The following is a 19,924-nucleotide window of genomic DNA, read 5'->3' on the forward strand; positions in this document are numbered from 1 at the left end:
GCTTTTGGACTATTTTAAAACATGATTTTGTCAATCTATGGATCGAAGGCTCCCTTGATCCTGGAGAATTAGACAACTTTTACATATTTGGAAGAGGATCTGGAGAACCGTACTTTCGACCCTGTAAAGGCAATGCTACAACCAGCGTTATTAATAGTACTATTACATGAATAAAGCCGAAATACCGGACAATGAAGATCTGAGATTACGAAGTGTACGACAACTTGGCCTGTTAGATTCACTTCCGCAGGAATCATACGATACTATTACCACTCTGGCCAGTGAGATTTGTGGTACATCTGTAGCGCTGCTTACCATTCTCGATAAGGATATTCAGTGGTTCAAATCTAACAAAGGTCTTGCAGCAGATCAAACCGGCCACGATGTTTCATTTTGTGGACATGCAATACTAAAACCCAATGAAGTCTTCGAGGTGGATAATGTTTGAAAGATACTCGCTTTGAGGACAATCCACTGGTTCTGAATGAAGAAACCCATTTTAGATCCTATGCTGGCGTTCCAATTTTAAATAAACAAGGATTGCCGCTTGGAACGCTGTGTGTGATCAACAAAACACCTAAAAAATTAAGCATACATCAAAAAAGATCTTTAATCGCTTTGGGTAGACAGGTAGAGATCTTATATGAATATCACCTTCAAAACACCGAACTAAAAAAGGCACAAAATAATCAGCTTGAAAATAACAAGATCCTTCGGGAATTTGCTGGTAATGTGAGCCATGATCTTAAAATGCCCCTGGCCAACATGATTATCACCTCAGATATTGTAAAGGCAAAATATGCCAGCGTACTCGATGATAAGGGAAAAGAATATCTCGATTATATAAAAAATTCCGGATTAAAATTAAGTGAATACATCACTGGTTTAGTGGAATATTATTCTGAAGATGGTTCAAAAGCTTCGGAAGTAAAAGAATTCTTTCTGAATGATCTACTTGAAGATACCATTGATCTATTGCATATAGATTCCAATTGTGATATTCGCCTTCCGGAAGAAAATCTCAATATTCTGGGAAATTGTGCAGGATTAGGGCAAATAATGATGAACCTGATTAGCAACAGTTTAAAATATAATAATGCTGAAGAGATCGTGATCGATATAGACTGTATTGAGAATGAAGAGTTTTATCATTTTTCTGTTACCGATAATGGGATTGGTATTCCTGAAGAAAACCTGGATCAAATCTTTGAGCTATTTACTGTCATTAACGTAAATGGTACACCAGATGAGCGAGGTCATGGAATTGGACTAAGCACAGTAAAAAAACTGGTGGATACCATGAATGGAGAAATTTCGGTAAAAAGCACACTTAATAAAGGTACTACCTTTAACTTTTCCATTTCAAAACCTGAATTTAACCAAATTCAGGCAAATTAAAATTCATAATCTTCCATATCCATTTCCAGAATTCGAAATGAAAAGGGAAGGGTCAGTTTTGTTAAGAATTTTAAAAGACAGACCACTTACTGTTATAATTCTCCTAAAAATATTCTAACGACAAACAGGCGATCCTATATCGCACACTTGTTTCATTTTTACTTGCTAATTTTAATTCAACCATATTAATAAATTAATCAAAAGATGAGCGAGAAAGAGAAGGATAAAAAATCCCAGGATCTCACAAGGGATACCAAGAATGCCGAAGGTAAAACAATGACTACCAACCAGGGTGTAAAGGTAAATGACACCAACAATTCCCTGAAGGCCGGGGAAAGAGGAGCTACTCTCCTGGAAGATTTTATTTTAAGAGAAAAAATTACCCATTTTGATCATGAAAGAATTCCGGAAAGGATCGTTCATGCGAGAGGAAGTGGTGCTCATGGATATTTTGAACTATATGAAAGTATGGACAAATATACCAAAGCTCCCATTTTCACAGATACCAGCAGAAAAACTCCCGTTTTCGTAAGATTCTCAACCGTGGCAGGTTCTAAAGGCTCTGCAGACCTGGCGAGAGATGTTCGTGGATTCGCTGTGAAATTCTATACAGACGAAGGAATTTTTGATCTTGTAGGAAACAATATGCCGGTATTTTTCATTCAGGATTCCATGAAATTTCCTGATCTAATTCATGCGGTAAAGCCTGAGCCAGATCGTGAGATACCACAGGCGGCATCTGCTCACGATACTTTCTATGATTTCGTTTCCCTTACTACGGAAACCTTGCATAACCATATCTGGGTAATGAGTGATCGTGCTATTCCAAGAAGTCTGCGAATGATGGAAGGTTTCGGAATTCATACTTTTAGATTAGTTAATGCTGAAGGCAAATCTCATTTCGTTAAATTTCATTGGAAGCCATTATTAGGTACACATTCAGTTACCTGGGATGAAGCAGTAAAAATTCATGGAGCAGATTCCGATTTTCATAGAAGAGACCTTTGGGATGCGATCGATGCGGGACACTTTCCAGAATGGGAACTTGGTCTTCAAATCATTCCTGAAGAAGATGAACATAAGTTCGAATTCGACATTCTGGATCCAACGAAACTCATCCCTGAAGAAATAGTGCCGGTACAACGTATTGGTAAAATGACCCTAAATCGTAACCCAGACAATTTTTTTGCAGAAACTGAACAGGTGGCATTCCACCCAGGTCATATCGTACCCGGAATAGACTTTTCCAACGACCCATTACTACAAGGTAGATTATTCTCGTATATAGATACTCAGTTATCGAGGCTTGGAAGTCCTAACTTCCACGAATTACCAATTAACCGCCCGGTGAACGAAACGCATAACAATCAGCGTGACGCTCATATGAGAATGACGATCAACAAAGGAAAGACTGCATATTTTCCTAATTCCATTGGTGGAGGTTGCCCACATCTTGCAAAAATGGCTGAGGGCGGATTTACTCCTTATGAAGAAAGAATTGATGGTAGAAAGACGCGAGCTAGAAGCGAAAGCTTTAATGATCATTATTCTCAACCAGCGCTGTTCTACAGAAGTTTAACCGACTGGGAGAAAGATCACGTTGCAGATGCTTATACGTTCGAAATAGGAAAATGTACCTACGATCATATCAAGGAACGTATGCTTTATATCATCAATCAGATCGATGAGGATCTTGCAGCTAAGGTTGCTGAAGGATTGGGTATGGAAATTCCAAGTAAAGTTGAAGGTCCGGTAAACCAGGCTATAGGAGCAGATGCCGATGTTGAAAAGCATCAACCACCTAAGAAAAAGAACTATCTCGAGAAATCTGAAGCACTTAGCCTTACTCATTTAAAATCTGATAGTATTGCTACACGCCAGATCGGTTTTCTTGTTGGAAATGGCTTTGATGGTGAGTCGATGGGGAAAATGAAAAAAGCTTTAGAAGATAAAGGAGCGATGGTTCAATTGCTGGCCCCTCATGGTGGTACTGTAAAGTGTGATCAAGGCAAAAGTCATAAAGTGGACGCTGCTTTATTAACTACGGAAAGTGTTCTATTTGATGCGATTTATATTCCGGGAGGCACTAAAAGTCTCGAAGCTTTAAACAAAGCTCCTAAAACAGCAAAGTTCATCAACGAAACGCTGAAACATTGCAAAGCAATTGCTTTGGATAAAGATGTGATGGGTAAGATCGAAAGTACTTATCTGGATAAGTTCAAAGAAGATGCCGCCGTTTTGATCGATAAAGCTCCAGCAAAGTTCATTGAACAGATCGCAGCTCACAGAAACTGGTCGAGACAGAACGAAGCAATGTCTATACCTGTTTAACTGTATTCAGGAAGAAAAACCGCTGGTGAATACCAGCGGTTTTTTTATTTAAACAGGAATTGAGTTCAATGATTTTTAAAAGTATATAATTATGGAAAAATGGTTTGACTTAACATTAGATTCTGCTTTAGCGATTGTAATATCCTGTCTGGGAATCTATATATCCATTATAATTTATACCAGAATATTCGGAAAAAGAAGCTTTTCAAAAATGTCCAGTTTTGATTTTGCGATGACCGTTGCTGTTGGATCGATGCTGGCCTCTACTGTACTGTCTGATTCTGTAACGCTTCCGGAAGGAATGATCGGACTCTTCTTTATATACCTATTCCAATTAGTCGCAGCCTATCTACGGAGATGGGATTTTTTCAGAGAAGCTATAGATAATTCTCCGCTGCTCTTAATGGATGGAAATGATATCCTTCATGATAATCTTACCAAAGCCAGAGTAACGGTAACTGACCTTCGATCCAAATTAAGAGAAGCAAATATCGTAGAACTTGAAGATGTAAAAGCAGTAGTTTTTGAAACAACTGGGAATATTGTGGTGATCCACTCCCATGATAAAAGACCTGTAAATGACTGGCTCTTAAAAGATGTACGTAGGAAATAAGTGTAACTAGATCGCTTCCTACATCATTGAAAGCAGAATACTATCCATAGAAGTTAAACTTTTGATAAGTCTGTAGCCATAACGAGTCATTCAACTTACATTTGCATCGTGCACGACATAATCGCGTGTAGAACATATCTTATGAAGAATTATATTGAAACTACTACCCTACAGAATATCTTCCGAATACTACTTTCGGTTTTCATGATTTACGCAGGATTTAGTCATTTAAGTTTTAACCGTGTAGACTTCCAGGCGCAAGTGCCAGACTGGGTGCCAATGAGTAAAGATCTAGTGGTAATTCTTTCCGGGATCGTTGAAATGATTCTGGGTCTTGCCCTACTCTTCTGGAAAAACCAGCGTGTTAAGGTTGGCTGGTTCCTGGCCATTTTCTTTGTACTGATCTTTCCAGGAAATATCGCGCAGTATGTTGATGGTAAAGATGCTTTCGGAGTGCTGGATTCAGATAGAGCAAGACTTATAAGATTGTTTTTTCAGCCTGTACTAATAGCCTGGGTTTTATGGTCTACCGGCGCATGGACTGCCTGGAGAAATTCTAAGAGATGATAATGATGGAAGAAAATGAGAATCTAAAATTAGAAAATCAAATTTGTTTTCCCTTGTATTCTGTGTCCAGATTAATTACAAGGGCGTACAAACCTTACCTGGATACCATGGGACTAACTTACCCGCAATACTTGGTATTGCTTGTGCTCTGGGAGAAAGATGAGCAAACCGTTAATCAAATCGGGAAAAAGCTATTACTCAACACTAATACTTTGTCACCTCTCATTCAGCGTATGCAGAAGAATGGTTTACTGGTACGTACCCGCTCTTCCGAAGATGAAAGAACAGTAAAAGTCAATTTAACCAGGAAGGGATTTGACTATAAAGAACAAGCCAGGAACATTCCTAAAGATCTGCTTGGAAAGCTACTTAATGAGGACGTGCAGGTTACAGATGTTATGCTATTAAAGAAAACACTTGATTCCTGGATTGAGATATTGAACAATGAAAAGGAAATGAATATAAATTCAGAAAAATAAAAATATGAAAGCACTACAAATAAAGAAATACGGAGAAATTAAGGACGGTCTTGAATTTGCTGAAACCAGCAAACCCGAAATAGCCGATAATGATGTTTTAGTTGCTGTAAAGGCTGCTGCTCTTAATCCAATAGATTACAAATTGGTACAGGGTCATCTAAAAGATATGCTGAAATTGGATCTTCCAACCGGGATCGGCTATGATATGAGCGGAGAAATCGTCGAAATTGGGAGTAAAGTTAAAGACTTCAAAGTTGGAGATGAAGTCTATGGTCGTGTACCACAGGAATACATGGGTACTGTGGCTGAATTTGTAGCCGTAGACGCTAATGTGATCGCACATAAGCCTGATAACGTAACTTTCGAAAAAGCTTCTTCTCTGCCACTTGCCGGGCTTTCCGCGATGCAGGCGCTACAAAAGGCTGATATCAAGAAGGACGATAGAATCCTAATACATGCAGGTTCCGGTGGTGTGGGTAGCTTCGCAATCCAGTACGCCAAATCCATAGGTGCTATAGTCTACACGACCACGAGTGATACGAATGTGGAATGGGTCAAAGCACTTGGTGCAGATAGAGTGATCGACTATAAGAACGAAGATTATAAGGAAGTTGCGAACAACCTGGATATCGTTTTCGATACCCTCGGAGATCATTATACTTTTGATGCTTTCGAGATCATTAAAGATGGCGGAAAAGTTACAAGTATCGTTGGACCACCAGATGAAAAAACGGCTAAGCAAATGGGGATGAACGACTATCAAATGCCTGAAAAACTCAGCAAACTTATCAAGGAAAAATCCGCTCAATATACCTTAACCTGGATGCAGCCAAATGCACCTCAACTTAAGGAAATCAAGACGATGGTGGAAGACAGAACCATTAGACCGGTTATTGACCTGGTATATTCTTTCGATAAAGCAGTGGAAGCTTTCGAGTATCTAGCTACAGGTAGAGCCCAGGGTAAAGTCATCGTAAGCCTTGCCGAAACCTTCGAAAACAAGTGATTAAATTTAGAAATTTGTTAATTAAAAATAATAGTTATGAGTAAAGGAAAAAATGTATTAGTTGCCGGAGCAACCGGAACTACTGGAAAAATTATTGTTGATCTACTTAAAAACTCTTCAGAATATGAGCCAATTGCCATGGTACGTAAGGAAGAGCAACAAAAAGAATTCGAATCTCAGAATGTAAAGACTATTCTGGGGGATCTGGAGAAAGACCTGAGCCATACCACTCAAAACGCGCATAAAGTGATCTTTGCTGCTGGTTCTGGTGGGAAGAATGTTATAGGTGTAGACCAGGAGGGAGCTAAAAAGCTTACTGATGCTGCTAAAAATTCCGGAGCTTCGAAATTTGTGATGTTAAGTTCTATGGGAGCAGATGATCCTTCAGTAAGCGAAGATCTGCAGGAATATCTTCAGGCAAAACAGAATGCAGATGAACATCTAAGATCCAGTGGTATAAATTACACGATTGTAAGACCTGGATCATTAACTAACAAAGATGCTTCTGGGAAGATCAAACTAAAAGAAAAGTTTTCAGAAATGGGTGAGATTTCCAGAGCAGATGTTGCTCGTACGTTGGTAGCCGTTCTGGAAGATGATGTAAGAAGTAATCAAACTTTTGAAATTCTTTCCGGCGATACTGAAATCAACAATGCTGTAAAGGCATAATAAGTCAACATATTTGAAAAGAACTGAATGAACTTCAGTTCTTTTCTGTTCTAAAAAATAAGCTATGAAAAGATTATTACTTTTAATCCTGATAGTTCTTTCTCAGAAAGTAACGAGCCAGGAACCGATAGTTTCCCAATCTGAAGTCGAAAAAGTGACGGCATTCAAGGGGCAGCAGGTTACAGGAATTAGCATTAGCACAAAAGGAAGGATCTTCGCGAATTTTCCGAGATGGCGAAAGAATGTCGAGCATTCTGTTGTGGAGATCGGTGAAAACAAGGAGGCTGTAGCTTACCCAGATGCCAGATGGAATAGCTGGAAAGTTGGAGAAAAGGATCAGGATTCCATATTTGTGGCGGTGCAATCTGTCATTGCTTCTGAAAATGAGTTGTTCGTTTTGGACACCAGAAATCCGCTTTTTAAAGGAGTGGTGAATAATCCGAGAATATTCGTCTTTGACCTGGAATCAAATAAGCTGAAGCATATATTTGAATTAGGAAAAGATAGTTTTTACAGGGATTCTTATATAAATGATCTGCGTGTGGATAAAGCGAACGATCACATTTATTTAACCGATTCAAATCACGCTGGTCTGGTTGTTATAAATATGGAAACTGGAGAAAGCAAACGTGTTTTAAGCGACCATTACTCTACTCTGGCCGAAACCGACGAATTAACGATCAATGGGGAACAGTATAAGAACACGATACATTCAGATGGAATTGCACTGGATGAAGCGGAAGGTTTACTTTACTACCATGCCTTAACGGGCTATACGCTTTATTCTGTTCCAACAAAAACTGTTCGCGATGGATCTAAGGAGGAGATTCAGAACTCGGTAAAGAAAGTTTCAAAAACGACTGCACCAGACGGGATGATTCTAAATTCCGATGGAATGCTTTACCTGGCAGATCTCGAAAATAATGCTATCATGAGATTCGATACCAAATTGGAAGAGCAGGAAGTTCTTGCACAGGGTGAAAAAATACGCTGGGCAGATACTTTTAGTCTTTACAACGGATATTTATATTATACGAATTCGAGGATCAATGAGGTGAAAGGAGATATTTCAGATATGGAATTCAGTATTTACAGGATTCAGCTATAATCTTGAACTACTTTATAAAAAAAGCAGATCAAATTATGATCTGCTTTTTTTATGCTTTTTCAGCGTGTAAACATTTAAACCGAAGATTTCCTGCATCAGAATATTTAAGTCTGATCTTGTAATTCAATGGGCGATCTTCTTTATGAAATTCTCCCGATTCCGGATCGAAACCACCATCGGTGGTGATTGATATACTTCTTACATGGTCCGCTTCAATTCTATTTAAAAATTTAAATTCTTTCTTGCTCAGTTGTTTTCTGGACAGGATCGAATTGATTGTTTGCAAGTGTTTCGCTGTAGCATTCATCATATTAATTTTCGTTCAACATCTTCTCTTTTTCGTTCTTCATTTCCTCTTCCTCATCTTCCCTGGTAATTAATCTATGGTCATTTTTAAGACCAACTATGTGTATGATCGCTGTAATGGTGGTATAAAGCATCAGTACAACCGTGATCATCATTCCGCTTAATACTGAAGTACAGAATAAGCTTATCCAGTAAATCGATGAATACCAGTTTAAAGGAACATTATCTGCTTCGGTGATTTGAATATTGAATAATTGAAACATTACAATTGCACTAACTATTAGGATGGTATCGAGTTTTGCGATATCCAGAACCTGATAATAGTGGGCGCTCTTCAACTTGGATTCAGTACCGGTACTTATTCCCAGTAAAGTTAGTAACAAGGTAAGTATCGTCGCAGAAGCAAGGGTGATCGTATTGCAAAGCATGTTTAGACCACTATGAGAGGATTCAATAAGTTCTTTAGCTTCATAACCGGAAAGCTGACCTAACAGGAATATTCCTAACCCTGTGAGTACGGTAGCTACTATTCCACCATAAATTGCCTTTCTATTATCAATAAAAAAGTTCTTCATTACTCTTTTTCTAATTGGTGGAATGGGCAAACCCAGTCTTTACCGGTCGCCTTACCACTATATTGTTTTGCTTCGCTTGATAATCCAAAGTCTTCTAACATTGGATTCATAGTGCCCTGAAGTTCCTTATCTCGTTCTCTAATCTTATCACGCACCTTTTCATAAGCTCCCATTTCCCTCAATTTCTCAAACTGCGCATGCAGGTTAAAGGCTATGGAAGGATAGGGACTTCTACGAGCCTTTCTCGAACTATTAGGATGCATACCTACAATATAAAAAGATCTTCCGGCAATACTGAAACTGAAATTATCATCTTCAGGATCCCGACTTACTGAAGGATCCCAGTCTACCGTATCTATTTTCTCAATTTCTTCTAATTGTTTCCATAATAACAGCTCAAATTCATCTTCTGTAGCAATAGTTGATTCCGGAAAAACTGCGATGAAAGATTTGAAATCGTTTGTCTCAAAATCATACTCTGCGATATACTTTTCAAGGTCCTTTAGCAAGATACTGGTATGCTGGGGATCTCCCAGTTTACCGTATTGCTTGGTTTTCACATGTTCCTGGCTAAATACCGTTTGCGCCATGATACAAGGATGATCCTCCTCAAGGATCCAGTGTTCAAATTTCTCTTTCGTTTTCATCTTCATTCAATTTTAATTCTACATGTATGCAGCTTGTGGCTTGTAGGACTGCTCTATCAAATTTTTATCAGCTTTCTTCAAGATTTCAATAGTGCTTCCATCTGCCTCCCATTGGATCAACCCGAGATTTCTAAATTCCTCGAGCCAGTTCTCCATCACCCATCGTTCCCATTTATCGTAAAATATTCGTGCATTGATAACAATCGCTTCTACCTGGTGAACTGGTGGTGAATGCACCGGATGTTGCTGGTGATAAACCTTGGCGGGTGACAATAGCAATGGATAAATACTTTTAAGCTGACTTATTTTCATAGCCATATCTGTATCTTCTGCACCGTAGCCTGTAAACTGGGCGTCGAAACCTTCCAGTACTTTAAATAACTGCTTGGGAATATAAAAAGCGAGGCTCCAGAAAAGCATATAATCACTGGCTTCGGCTAGTTCTTTGATTGCTGGCCGGGCAGGATGTGCAGCGCTAAGTTTTTCAAGATCGTTCAATTCAAAATTCTTCGGAATGCTACTCTCAAGATAATGTGGATTACCCATAATCAATGTTTTATGAGCAAGACCTTGCGTGATCATATCGGCAAAAAAATCTGGATGAGGAATACAATCCACATCGAGAAATATCAGTTGGTTAAATTTGGCATTTTGAGCGCCTATATTCCTTGCTTCAGCTATCGGAAGATTTGCGCCTTTGGAACTAATTTGAGAAACCTCAATAGGTAAATCTTGAAAAGCAGATACATCTGGTAAATCATCAATCGCCACAATTCTTATCTCATCTGGCTGCAGACTGCTTCTCCTGACACCTCGTAGTAAGTTATGTAAATGTTCTTCGCGACCTTTAACGATCGTGATGACTGTAAAATTTACTTTATTCTGCATGCTGCTGTTTTGGTTGGTTTGCAAATATTTCGGGAATTAATGGTAGTCGGTTACAATTCCCGTTGAAATGATTTTTCAATTTGCTAATGGCCCTGAGTTCATCATCCACATCCCATGTTATATGCTTTAATATTTCTGAATCTTCCAGTTCAAAGAGTGAGTTGAGATCTATGGCCAGATCAGTTTCATATAGATGAGTTGCTGTAGTTTCCTGTTCTTTATAGGGTCTTTCTTCCGGGATCGCCACAAAAGCTTTTTTAGCCTGTAAGATTTCGGTTACGGAGTTGAGTCCGCAATTCGCCACCACAAGATCAGCCTCCTCAAGCAGATTCTGAAAATTTTGAACATAACCACAGTTCTTGATTCTGGCACTATTGAAGCTTTCCTCCGGCATCCCGATAACCTTGATCTCTGCGGAAATAAAACGTTCCGGAAGTACATTGATCGATTTAAGAAGTCTTTCGTTTCCTCCTCCCCCACTAATCACGAGGATATTATTCACTTCTTCTGAAGAAGCCATTATTTGTTGCACGACCTTCCGATCGGTAATAAAGCCCAGGTAGATCGTTTTCTTCCGTAGCCAAACAGGTGTTTGCTCGCTTTCAAATTCTTCAGGGTAATATGCAAGAACAAATACTGCACCTTGAAAAGCCTGTACATGTGCCGCATCATCCCTGTGACCTGGAAGTTTGACGTAAGCATAAGGTATTGATGAACTTCTCATCAACGCTGCGATTTCTACGCTTACATCAACGATCATCAATTTGATGTTCCTTTCCACAACTTCCTTTAGGATCTGAGCGCTTCGCAATTGTATAGATCTTTGTCCAACCGGACTGTAGTGCAAATAATCTGGTTCTGCAATCTGGTTTTCTTCGCTTGCTGTACCATCAGGATTTTCGTCTGCCAGCTGCACAAATTGCCCTTTCATAGCCCCAGACTTTTTTAAACTACTAAAAGTGCAGATCTCGTCACCAAAAACCTTTGCAAACAAGCGGGCAAAATTAAGATGACCACTACCATGCTGATGTGCGTAATACCCTATCATACCGCAACCCTTTTTAGCTTTTCAGAGATCATTGTTTCGTAGAGGTTTTCATAGGCATCCACCATTTGCGCCTTGTCACAAAAATCTATAGCTCTCTCACGGCAATCATTTCTGTCAAGCTTCTTACAGGATTTGATTGCATTTATAAATTCTCTTTCATCCTCAAGTTCCACAAGAAACCCTGTCTCTTTGGTCAGGATTTCAGGGGCAGCTCCTACATTAAAAGATATTACAGGCGTTCCACAAGCGAGTGATTCAGCAATTACGAGTCCGTAAGGTTCATCCCACACACTGGTAAATAAGGTCGCTTCAGAGGAACCAATTAATTTGTTTAAACCTTTATGCTTCAGATGTCCAATATATTCGACTCCATCGAGTTCTAATCTTGGCTCTACATATTCTTTAAAATATTCAGAATTGCTAAGTGGTCCGGCCAGAACAATTCTCTTATTTGCTTTTAAAGCATAATCTATAGCCAGATGTGGGGCTTTTTCCTTGCAAATACGACCAATCCAACAAAGTTTATCTTCTTCAGCAGATTTGGAAAAAGTCCATGCAGCAGTGTCAATTCCATTATAGACTACATTTTTTTCCGGAAGTAAGTGAGCATAAGTCTCGCCTAATTTTTTACTTACCACGCTAAATTTTTCACTATGATCTCTTCCGAAGATATTTTCAAGGCCCGAATGAATGCTCTCAAAAACCGGTGTATGAAAGGAAGTAAGAAACTGGTGCCTGCTATTTGCTCCCCAAATGATCGGTAGTTCATGCATACTGTGATTGTGTACCACATCATAATCTATGGATTCAATGATCTCCAGTACATTTCTATACATAAGTTCATCAATTTTGGATTCGGTCAACTCATTATTTGCAACCTGAACAATATCCAAAGAAGTCACGTCAAACTGAGGGTCTGAACCGGATAGCGCATACAAATGAACTTCGTGTCCCCGTTCCATAAGCGTTTGCACCAGCTGGTGAGTAATCATTTCCAATCCTCCGGCATACGGCTCGGCAATTGGAAATTTATTATGCGCGAGAATGGCTATTTTCATCCGGAAGTATTTTTAGTTGGTTAATCGATTTAGGTGTAAATTCTGAATAGAGATAAATTCCTGATAATAGAAAAAGCAAGCTTACCTGAAGGCTATACATGGCGATTCCAGTTTTTCCCACCGCAAATAATAACATCGTCATCATAAATAAAAGCGTTGGAATCCTGAGCGGAATATGTTTGAGACTGGAAACCGATGCAAATTTGCTGGTCGTGACAAAACTTGCCGGCATTCCTATTAAAGCCATAATGGGAGAAAAAGCCATCTCAAAACTCAGTGCTAAATGGATCAGGAAGGCTTTAAAATTATATTGAAAGGTGTTTTTAGAATTGGACAGAAATAAGAATAATTTACCGAACACGTAAATACTAAATTGACTCAGGATAAGCATTGGAATCCAGTCTGAAATCTGCCAGCTCGTAAATATTTCTGCCAGTATATAGATTAAACTAAATACAATTGGGAAGGACAATAAATTTACCCAGGCAGATAATTGCATGAAAACTGATAATTTACACTGGTCTTGCACACGAAGACTGCAAAATTTCAGGAAACACTGAGTATTTCCATATACCCAGCGATGTCTTTGTTTGCGTAGATCTGCAATACTTCCCGGCATAACTCCCTGCCCTAAAATTTGATTTGAGAAGTAGGTAGTAAATTTTTCAGATAGAAATTTAATTCCCAGGTGTGCATCTTCTGTAAGGGAATCTGTAGGCCATCCTGAAACAGATAATAATGATTCTACCCTTACCATGCTTAAGGTACCGGTTGGTAAAGTAGAAAGACTACGGTTCCCTGCTTCAGCATACCCACTGAAAAAGTGTTCCAGCTCGTTGAATAATCCATGACGCTCGTGATGAAGTGTATAATGCTGAGGAAATTGAACCACTGCTGCATCTGTACCATTAATGACCGCTACAGCTTTACAAAGACTATCAGGTTTCAAAATATAATCTGCATCTACAGTAAATATATATTCCGTAGCTGGATGCATTAGTTTCAGACACTGATTCAAAGCACCTGCCTTGTATCCATCAAGTTTGTCAAAGTGTTTGAAGATCACTTTTTCAGGATATCTGTTACAAAATTCCCGAACCGGTTTCCATAGCTTTTTATCTGAAGTATTATTATCCAGAACTACGATCTCGTAATTTTCATAGTTAAGCTGAAGAGCTGCCCGAATTGTTTTGATAACCAATTCTGAAGGTTCATTACAAATGGCAATATGTATCGAAACTCTTGGTGACTTTTGAAGCCTGGAAGATTTTGAACTAATTTTATTCTGGCGGCGGCAGAATCTAATTCTTGCGATCGATTCTACCAACATTAGAAGACTTAACAGGCTTAAAGTTATGATCAAAGTCATTTCAAAACCTACTGCAAAATAAGATATGATCATCACAATATTCATGACATAGCAAAGCATTAAAATGTTTTGAGATACTTTCAAAATTTCCTTTTCTTTTTACGAATTTGGTGGAAGTCGCGCTTGAAAGTGTGCGGTTTTACATTTGAGCTTAACGATATTCTTCTTATTAGGAAAGGTTTAACTTCAGATTCCTGTAGTAATAGAGACTTGTTAATATTTTAGTATAACTAAAAACGACCACTAAGAATGCAGACCATTAAAATTGCTGAAACGTCAGCCAAATCACTATTAAAAGAACTAGCATCTGTTTTTGAAACGGACTATACAGAAAATTATGGAGAAGCTTATATCGAGTTTTCCAATGAGCATGGGGATGGTATAATATCAGGAATAAATTTTCCTAACGGTGTCGGCATCTTTAGATTCGAAACAAAGTTGGAGAGTGATACCTGTTTAGATTTCCATGGTGATATGGTGCATCCTTTTAAATTTATCTATGTTATTGAAGGTCGTCTTGACCATAGGTTCCGAGATGAAGATATCGTGCATCACATAGAGAAGGATCAGTCAGTAATAATTGGGGCTAACAGAGGCAGCGGCAATAAGATTATGTTTCCTGGATGTATCAAGGTCTCTGCAGTAGTGCTCGATGTAGATAGAAAGAAATTTGTAGAGCAACTTACTTTTCCCCTGGAAGATATGGATGACATCTATCACAGGATATTTGCAGATACTAATGCGATGCGAACGCTTTATCACCATACGCAATATAGCCTTAAGATGTCTCATCTCATACAGGAATTAAGAGATTTCACAACTCCTGGATTGGAAAGGATAAGTTATCACGGGGCAAAAGCTCTGGAGCTTCTTACTTACATGCTCATGCTCTACCGGGAAGACAGTAAACCTGAAGACCATCAAAATGTACTCAGGCAAAAAGATCTGGAAAAAGTAAAACAGGTGATCTTTCAAATAGATAAGAATATCTCAGAGCTTGGCAATATTAACTCCCTCGCACAATCTGTTGAAATAACCGAAACCAAATTACAGGAAGGGTTTCAAATACTTTTTAATTGCACAGTTCATGAATACATTCAACGTAAAAGGATGGAAACTGCGATGCTGTTATTACTGAAAACCAATAAAACCATTAGTGAGATCGTATATGAAATCGGACTCAACAGCAGAAGTCATTTTTCCAAGATCTTTAAAGAAAAGTATGGAATGACTCCAACTGCCGTAAGAAATAAGGAAAAAGTATGATCGTAAATTCTAATGCTGAAGGCTGGGAGATCTTCTCACATTCTGCACATGGATTGCTGGCGGGTAAAATTGCAGACCAACTGAAGCCAGATATTAAAGGTAGAAACTGGGTTGCTACCCTCACTGCGATCGTAGAACATGACGACCGGCAGTTAAACTTCAGAGAAAAGGATTACCTCACCAATATTGGTACTCCTCAGGATTTTCTCGACGAGGACAGAAATATTAACGATATCATTAAAAGAAGCCGCAGGTTACTGGAACAAGCCAGACTTAAGTCTAGTTGGGTCACTATTCTAGTCATGAAACACCTGGAGTTTTTATACAAGGATCTTTCCGAAGAGAGCATAATGATTGATCGCTTTATGAATGAGATCAGTGTGGAAATACAGGAACTCATGAAAGTAAATTCGATGACTGACCAGGAGGTACATGACCTTTACCAGATCATGGTATTTGCAGATAGATGTTCACTCATACTTTGCCAGAATGGAGTACCCGCCAAAAATCGGGAACTTGAAATCAACACAAGTATTCAGAATACCAAATATGTGATCTCAAGAAATGAAGCTGATGATATCTTTATAGAGCCGTGGATCTTTGAACAGAATTCTTTCGAGTTAAGTTGTGAATACAAAATGCTGGAAAAGGCGTCATTCTCCGGAAATAAAGAATTTGAAGATTGTCTTCGGAATACTCCAATTAGTCTGAGGCATTGGAAAATCAGTAAACTGAAATAATTCTTTATAGAGCTCAGCAGATTCTTTCTACATACTAGTGTAATTAACTGAAGTTTTCTAGTGATCTTAGTAATGCTAATAACTACAAAAAAGGCATGAATATGAACGCTAGGTCTGATATTGAAAAGTTTTGGAAAAGGTTTCTAAGTTCTAACCCAGACTATTCTACGAACACAATTCCTCCACACTACTATTTTTGTGATAATAAGAAGGATGCAGATGAATGCGCAGACCTGGTAGTCAAAGACATTAAAAAAGCCACGGCTACTTCACTTTGGTATTTCGAGCAGCATAACGAAGTTTCACCGAAAGCTGGCAATCTTGCTATTGTAACAGACTGGATTGGAAATCCCAACGCAATCATTAATACTACCAAAATAGAACACGTAGCTTTTAATCAAATTACCGCGGAATTTGCAGAGATTGAAGGGGAGGGAGACAAGTCGCTTAAGTATTGGAAAGAAGTACATCAGGCTTATTATGAAAGAGAAATGGAAAATTATAGTGATGAATTTGATGAGAATATGATCATTGTTTGTGAACATTTCAGAAGAATATATAGTGAAGTATGATCTCCAAATACTAAGAAACATTTCCAAATTGTATACTGATGCGCAAAACAATAAACACCTGATTATATATCGGTCACACCCTTAGTCAATTTCCAGTATGATAAGGTTTTCTTAAAGCTTTTGGTGTAAACTAAACGATTGGTTAGTTTTGTACCAGCATTATGGCAAGAACCAAAAAATACAACGAAACAGAAGTAGCAGAAAAGGCAATGAATCTTTTCTGGAAAAACGGTTATGGCAATACTTCGATGCAAATGCTCGAGAAAGAAATGGGAATTAATAAATTTTCTATCTACTCTAGTTTCGGCAATAAAGACGGCCTGTTTTTAAAAAGTCTGGAATGTTATAAATCAAAATTGTTCGTTCTAATCGATAAACTAGTTAAATCTACAGAAGGTATTCCAGCTATTAAGGAATACTTTTACGACTTTGTGGATTTTACGAGGGACACTAAGAATGGTAAAGGTTGCCTGGTCACGAATACCGCGAATGAAATTGGTCTGGAAAGCGAAGAGAAAATTCCGCAGGTTTTAAAAAGTTTTACCGATGAGATCAAACAGATTTTTGCTGATAAACTAAAAGTTGAAAGAAATTACGATCTGGATAAAATCGAAGAACAGGCAGATTATCTTTTAATTTCGATGTTCGGACTTTCCTCTGCCACTAGAATATTTACTGAAGATCAATTGGAACATTATATTAAGAACATATTTAAAAACATATAAAAAAATTTACCCTGAAACTAAACGATCGTTTAGGTACGATAAATATTTAATTAAAAATTGATAATTATGAATACTGAAAAGAACACAGATTTTTAAACTGTACACACTAAAGAATCTGCTCCTGAAGGAGGGAAAGCACTTTTGGAAAAATCTGAAAAAGCTTACGGATATGTACCTAATCTGCATGCAGTACTTGGAGGTTCACCACAATTACTGGATGCATACCAACAATTGCATGAGCTATTTTCCAATTCATCATTTAACAAGGATGAATTAACTGTTGTATGGCAAACCATAAATGTGGAACATGAATGCCACTATTGTGTGCCTGCGCATACTGCTATTGCCAAAGCGATGAAAGTTGATGATGCTATTAGCAATGCGCTGCGTAATAAGACTGAACTACCTTCAGAAAAGCCGGAAGTTCTTAGAAATACAACCCTGGCGCTTACTAAAAATCGTGGAAATATTTCAAAATCTGAGATCCAGGAATTCTATGATGCTGGGTATCCTCAAAGACAGTTACTGGATATCGTACTTGGACTTTCTCAAAAAGTAATTAGTAACTACACGAATCATATTGCTGAAACTCCTATCGATAAAGGTTTTGAGCCTTTTAAGTGGAATGCCTAATATTACAGGCATATTAGAAAAAAAGCAGCCCCTTCAGGGCTGCTTTTTTTATGCATTAGATTCAGGTTTCTCTATTTTACAGCATTGCGGGCAATGTTCTACATGTTGGTAGTGCTTTTTCGCCTGCGTTAGTATCAGTTCCATATCACTTCCTCTTCCAACTTCCAACCTGCCATTCACATCTGGCAATACCTCGCAATTTTCGCGGTGCAGTACATGATATTTCCCGAACTTCATTCGCTTTTCGACATAATAGACATGGGTTTTATGGCCTGGTCTAAACCAGTTTAACAGGCTATCGAAAAGTTGTTGTGTTTTCATAGAATTATTTATGGAAATATAACTTCTCAGTCTGGCATAGATGTTTCAGCTATTTTAATAAAAGCGGGCTAGCATTATCTCTGTGTTAAGCACACGATTGGCAGTAAAAACAGCTTTAGGTGACCAATGTTACTTTTGCTTTCATTTTGCAGTCCTATCTTTGTATTATCAAACGCTACAATTATGAAAATCGAACAAATTTATACGGGATGTCTGGCTCAGGGCGCTTATTACATAGAAAGTGATGGAGAAGTCGCTATTATAGATCCGCTAAGGGAAGTTCAGCCATACCTGGACAGGTTAACTGAAGCTGGCGCAAAACTCAGCTATATTTTTGAAACACATTTTCATGCTGATTTTGTTTCGGGTCACTTAACGCTTTCAGAAAAAACAAACGCACCTATTATCTACGGTCCAGAGGCGAATCCAGGATTTGAAGCGATCGTCGCTGAAGATGGACAGGAGTTCAAACTAGGTAAGTTGAAGATCAAAGTGCTGCATACTCCGGGACATACCATGGAAAGCACGACCTATTTACTGAAGGATGAAAACGGTAAGGATCATGCATTATTCACGGGAGATACGCTTTTCCTTGGGGACGTTGGTCGTCCTGATCTGGCTCAGAAAGCCGCCAGTATGACCCAGGAAGAACTCGCAGGAATTCTCTTTGACAGTCTCCGGGAAAAGATCATGCCACTTGCAGATGATATTATTGTATATCCCGCCCACGGTGCAGGTTCTGCCTGTGGAAAGAATATGATGAAAGAAACAGTAGATACCTTGGGTAACCAAAAGAAAATGAATTACGCTTTGAGAGCAGATATGACCAAATCTGAATTTGTAAAAGAAGTGACAGATGGATTACTACCTCCTCCTGCCTACTTTCCAATGAATGTCAAGCTGAATAAAGAAGGTTACGAAAGTATTGATAAGGTAATGGCAAAAGGATTGCAGGCACTAAACCCTGAAGCATTCGAAGCTGCAGCGAATGAGACTGGCGCAGTAATGCTGGATATTAGACACCAGGATGAATTTGCAAAGTCACACATTCCTGGCTCCATATTTATAGGTCTTGATGGCAGTTTCGCTCCATGGGTGGGCGATCTTATTAAAGACATTGCACAAACAATTCTACTAATTGGTGATGAAGACAGAATTGAAGAAGCAATCACCAGACTGTCCAGAGTTGGTTTCGATAATACCATTGGCTATCTTAAAGGTGGTTTCAAATCGTGGATCGATGCTTCTAAGGAAACCGATACTGTGGAAACGATCAGTGCGATAGACCTGAAGTCAATTGTAGAAGCTGCACCTGTTTTTGATGTACGAAAACAAGGCGAATACCAATCTGAACACTTGCCAGATGCAGTTCATACCTCTCTTTCCGAAATCAATGAGCACCTTTCAGAATATCCTGAAAATGAGAAATTTTATCTTCATTGTGCCGGCGGTTACCGGAGTATGATCGCTGCTTCAATTTTAAAAAGCAGGGGAATTCATAACCTTGTCGATGTACAGGGTGGTTTTAAAGCCATCAGGGATGCCGGTCTCAAAACGACTAACTACGTGTGTCCTTCTACATTATAAGCGATACACTACTAAATA

At 38.6% G+C, this 19,924-nt stretch carries 23 protein-coding genes; 15 read left to right on the forward strand and 8 right to left on the reverse strand.

Translation table 11 applies throughout. The annotated features are described in order from the left end of the window. The first annotated feature begins 166 nt into the window (after positions 1–166). From ACSHZO_RS11690 to ACSHZO_RS11730, 9 genes are all read left to right on the forward strand, one after another. A complete protein-coding gene (locus tag ACSHZO_RS11690; protein ID WP_298247369.1) occupies positions 167–448 on the forward strand; it encodes a hypothetical protein in 282 nt (93 codons plus the stop codon). Next, complete coding sequence (locus tag ACSHZO_RS11695) at positions 445–1,398, forward strand: GAF domain-containing sensor histidine kinase (RefSeq protein ID WP_298247370.1); 954 nt, start codon at positions 445–447, stop codon at positions 1,396–1,398. The genes ACSHZO_RS11690 and ACSHZO_RS11695 overlap by 4 nt, the downstream gene beginning before the upstream one ends. A gap of 204 nt (positions 1,399–1,602) precedes the next feature. Next, a complete protein-coding gene (locus tag ACSHZO_RS11700) occupies positions 1,603–3,729 on the forward strand; it encodes a catalase (protein WP_298247371.1) in 2,127 nt (708 codons plus the stop codon). A gap of 91 nt (positions 3,730–3,820) precedes the next feature. Further along, positions 3,821–4,342, forward strand: coding sequence for a DUF421 domain-containing protein (locus ACSHZO_RS11705; protein WP_298247372.1), 522 nt, complete (start codon positions 3,821–3,823; stop codon positions 4,340–4,342). A gap of 141 nt (positions 4,343–4,483) precedes the next feature. Then, entirely contained in the window at positions 4,484–4,909 is a 426-nt protein-coding gene (locus ACSHZO_RS11710) for a DoxX family protein (RefSeq protein ID WP_298247373.1), read from the forward strand. 2 nt (positions 4,910–4,911) lie between these two features. Continuing rightward, a complete protein-coding gene (locus ACSHZO_RS11715) occupies positions 4,912–5,388 on the forward strand; it encodes a MarR family winged helix-turn-helix transcriptional regulator (protein ID WP_298247374.1) in 477 nt (158 codons plus the stop codon). 4 nt (positions 5,389–5,392) lie between these two features. Next, complete coding sequence (locus ACSHZO_RS11720; protein WP_298247375.1) at positions 5,393–6,394, forward strand: NADP-dependent oxidoreductase; 1,002 nt, start codon at positions 5,393–5,395, stop codon at positions 6,392–6,394. Positions 6,395–6,430: 36 nt separating this feature from the next. Continuing rightward, a complete protein-coding gene (locus ACSHZO_RS11725) occupies positions 6,431–7,063 on the forward strand; it encodes an SDR family oxidoreductase (protein ID WP_298247376.1) in 633 nt (210 codons plus the stop codon). 64 nt (positions 7,064–7,127) lie between these two features. After that, positions 7,128–8,171, forward strand: a complete 1,044-nt coding sequence (locus ACSHZO_RS11730; RefSeq protein ID WP_298247377.1) for an L-dopachrome tautomerase-related protein — start codon at positions 7,128–7,130, stop codon at positions 8,169–8,171. A 49-nt stretch (positions 8,172–8,220) separates the two neighbouring features. On the opposite strand, the gene ACSHZO_RS11735 is transcribed toward ACSHZO_RS11730, so the two are convergent. The 7 genes from ACSHZO_RS11735 to ACSHZO_RS11765 are packed head-to-tail and all read right to left on the reverse strand — an operon-like array spanning position 8,221 to position 14,122. Further along, the gene (locus ACSHZO_RS11735) at positions 8,221–8,481 is read right to left on the reverse strand and encodes a hypothetical protein (protein WP_298247378.1); all 261 of its coding nucleotides are present in this window, start codon (positions 8,479–8,481) and stop codon (positions 8,221–8,223) included. Position 8,482: 1 nt separating this feature from the next. Further along, positions 8,483–9,052 carry a hypothetical protein gene (locus ACSHZO_RS11740; RefSeq protein ID WP_298247379.1) on the reverse strand — a complete coding sequence of 190 codons (570 nt, stop codon included), beginning with the start codon at positions 9,050–9,052 and terminating at the stop codon, positions 8,483–8,485. Further along, positions 9,052–9,699 carry a guanitoxin biosynthesis heme-dependent pre-guanitoxin N-hydroxylase GntA gene (gene gntA, locus ACSHZO_RS11745; RefSeq protein WP_366878240.1) on the reverse strand — a complete coding sequence of 216 codons (648 nt, stop codon included), beginning with the start codon at positions 9,697–9,699 and terminating at the stop codon, positions 9,052–9,054. The genes ACSHZO_RS11740 and gntA overlap by 1 nt, the downstream gene beginning before the upstream one ends. Before the next feature lie 18 nt (positions 9,700–9,717). Further along, positions 9,718–10,587 (reverse strand): glycosyltransferase family 2 protein, encoded by an 870-nt coding sequence (locus ACSHZO_RS11750; RefSeq protein WP_298247381.1) that lies wholly within the window; start codon positions 10,585–10,587, stop codon positions 9,718–9,720. Continuing rightward, positions 10,577–11,635: a glycosyltransferase gene (locus ACSHZO_RS11755; protein ID WP_298247382.1), complete on the reverse strand. Its 1,059-nt coding sequence runs from the start codon at positions 11,633–11,635 to the stop codon at positions 10,577–10,579. Before ACSHZO_RS11755 ends, ACSHZO_RS11750 begins: the two co-directional genes overlap by 11 nt. Beyond that, a complete protein-coding gene (locus tag ACSHZO_RS11760; protein ID WP_298247383.1) occupies positions 11,632–12,693 on the reverse strand; it encodes a glycosyltransferase in 1,062 nt (353 codons plus the stop codon). The genes ACSHZO_RS11755 and ACSHZO_RS11760 overlap by 4 nt, the downstream gene beginning before the upstream one ends. Next, positions 12,668–14,122, reverse strand: a complete 1,455-nt coding sequence (locus ACSHZO_RS11765) for a glycosyltransferase family 2 protein (protein WP_298247384.1) — start codon at positions 14,120–14,122, stop codon at positions 12,668–12,670. Before ACSHZO_RS11765 ends, ACSHZO_RS11760 begins: the two co-directional genes overlap by 26 nt. Positions 14,123–14,311: 189 nt before the next feature. Here ACSHZO_RS11765 and ACSHZO_RS11770 point away from each other — a divergent pair, with 189 nt between their 5' ends. The 5 genes from ACSHZO_RS11770 (at position 14,312) to ACSHZO_RS11790 (ending at position 17,998) form a co-directional block, all read left to right on the forward strand. After that, the gene (locus ACSHZO_RS11770) at positions 14,312–15,328 is read left to right on the forward strand and encodes a helix-turn-helix transcriptional regulator (RefSeq protein ID WP_298247385.1); all 1,017 of its coding nucleotides are present in this window, start codon (positions 14,312–14,314) and stop codon (positions 15,326–15,328) included. After that, complete coding sequence (locus ACSHZO_RS11775) at positions 15,325–16,068, forward strand: DUF3891 family protein (RefSeq protein ID WP_298247386.1); 744 nt, start codon at positions 15,325–15,327, stop codon at positions 16,066–16,068. Before ACSHZO_RS11770 ends, ACSHZO_RS11775 begins: the two co-directional genes overlap by 4 nt. A 101-nt stretch (positions 16,069–16,169) precedes the next feature. Then, complete coding sequence (locus ACSHZO_RS11780) at positions 16,170–16,640, forward strand: ASCH domain-containing protein (protein WP_298247387.1); 471 nt, start codon at positions 16,170–16,172, stop codon at positions 16,638–16,640. Between the two features lie 161 nt (positions 16,641–16,801). Beyond that, positions 16,802–17,365 carry a TetR/AcrR family transcriptional regulator gene (locus tag ACSHZO_RS11785; protein WP_295180190.1) on the forward strand — a complete coding sequence of 188 codons (564 nt, stop codon included), beginning with the start codon at positions 16,802–16,804 and terminating at the stop codon, positions 17,363–17,365. Between the two features lie 141 nt (positions 17,366–17,506). Beyond that, on the forward strand, positions 17,507–17,998 hold the full coding sequence (locus tag ACSHZO_RS11790) for a carboxymuconolactone decarboxylase family protein (protein WP_298247388.1): 492 nt from the start codon (positions 17,507–17,509) through the stop codon (positions 17,996–17,998). A 48-nt stretch (positions 17,999–18,046) separates the two neighbouring features. Here the strand turns inward: ACSHZO_RS11790 and ACSHZO_RS11795 are convergent, their stop codons facing one another. Next, positions 18,047–18,319 (reverse strand): hypothetical protein, encoded by a 273-nt coding sequence (locus ACSHZO_RS11795; RefSeq protein WP_298247389.1) that lies wholly within the window; start codon positions 18,317–18,319, stop codon positions 18,047–18,049. A gap of 183 nt (positions 18,320–18,502) precedes the next feature. Between ACSHZO_RS11795 and ACSHZO_RS11800 the strand changes: the two genes are divergently transcribed. Beyond that, on the forward strand, positions 18,503–19,906 hold the full coding sequence (locus ACSHZO_RS11800) for an MBL fold metallo-hydrolase (protein WP_298247390.1): 1,404 nt from the start codon (positions 18,503–18,505) through the stop codon (positions 19,904–19,906). Positions 19,907–19,924 lie beyond the last annotated feature (18 nt).

Origin of the sequence: Christiangramia sp. 3-2217-3z, from assembly GCF_051195275.1 — a bacterium.
In the GTDB taxonomy this organism is placed as follows: domain Bacteria; phylum Bacteroidota; class Bacteroidia; order Flavobacteriales; family Flavobacteriaceae; genus Christiangramia; species Christiangramia marina.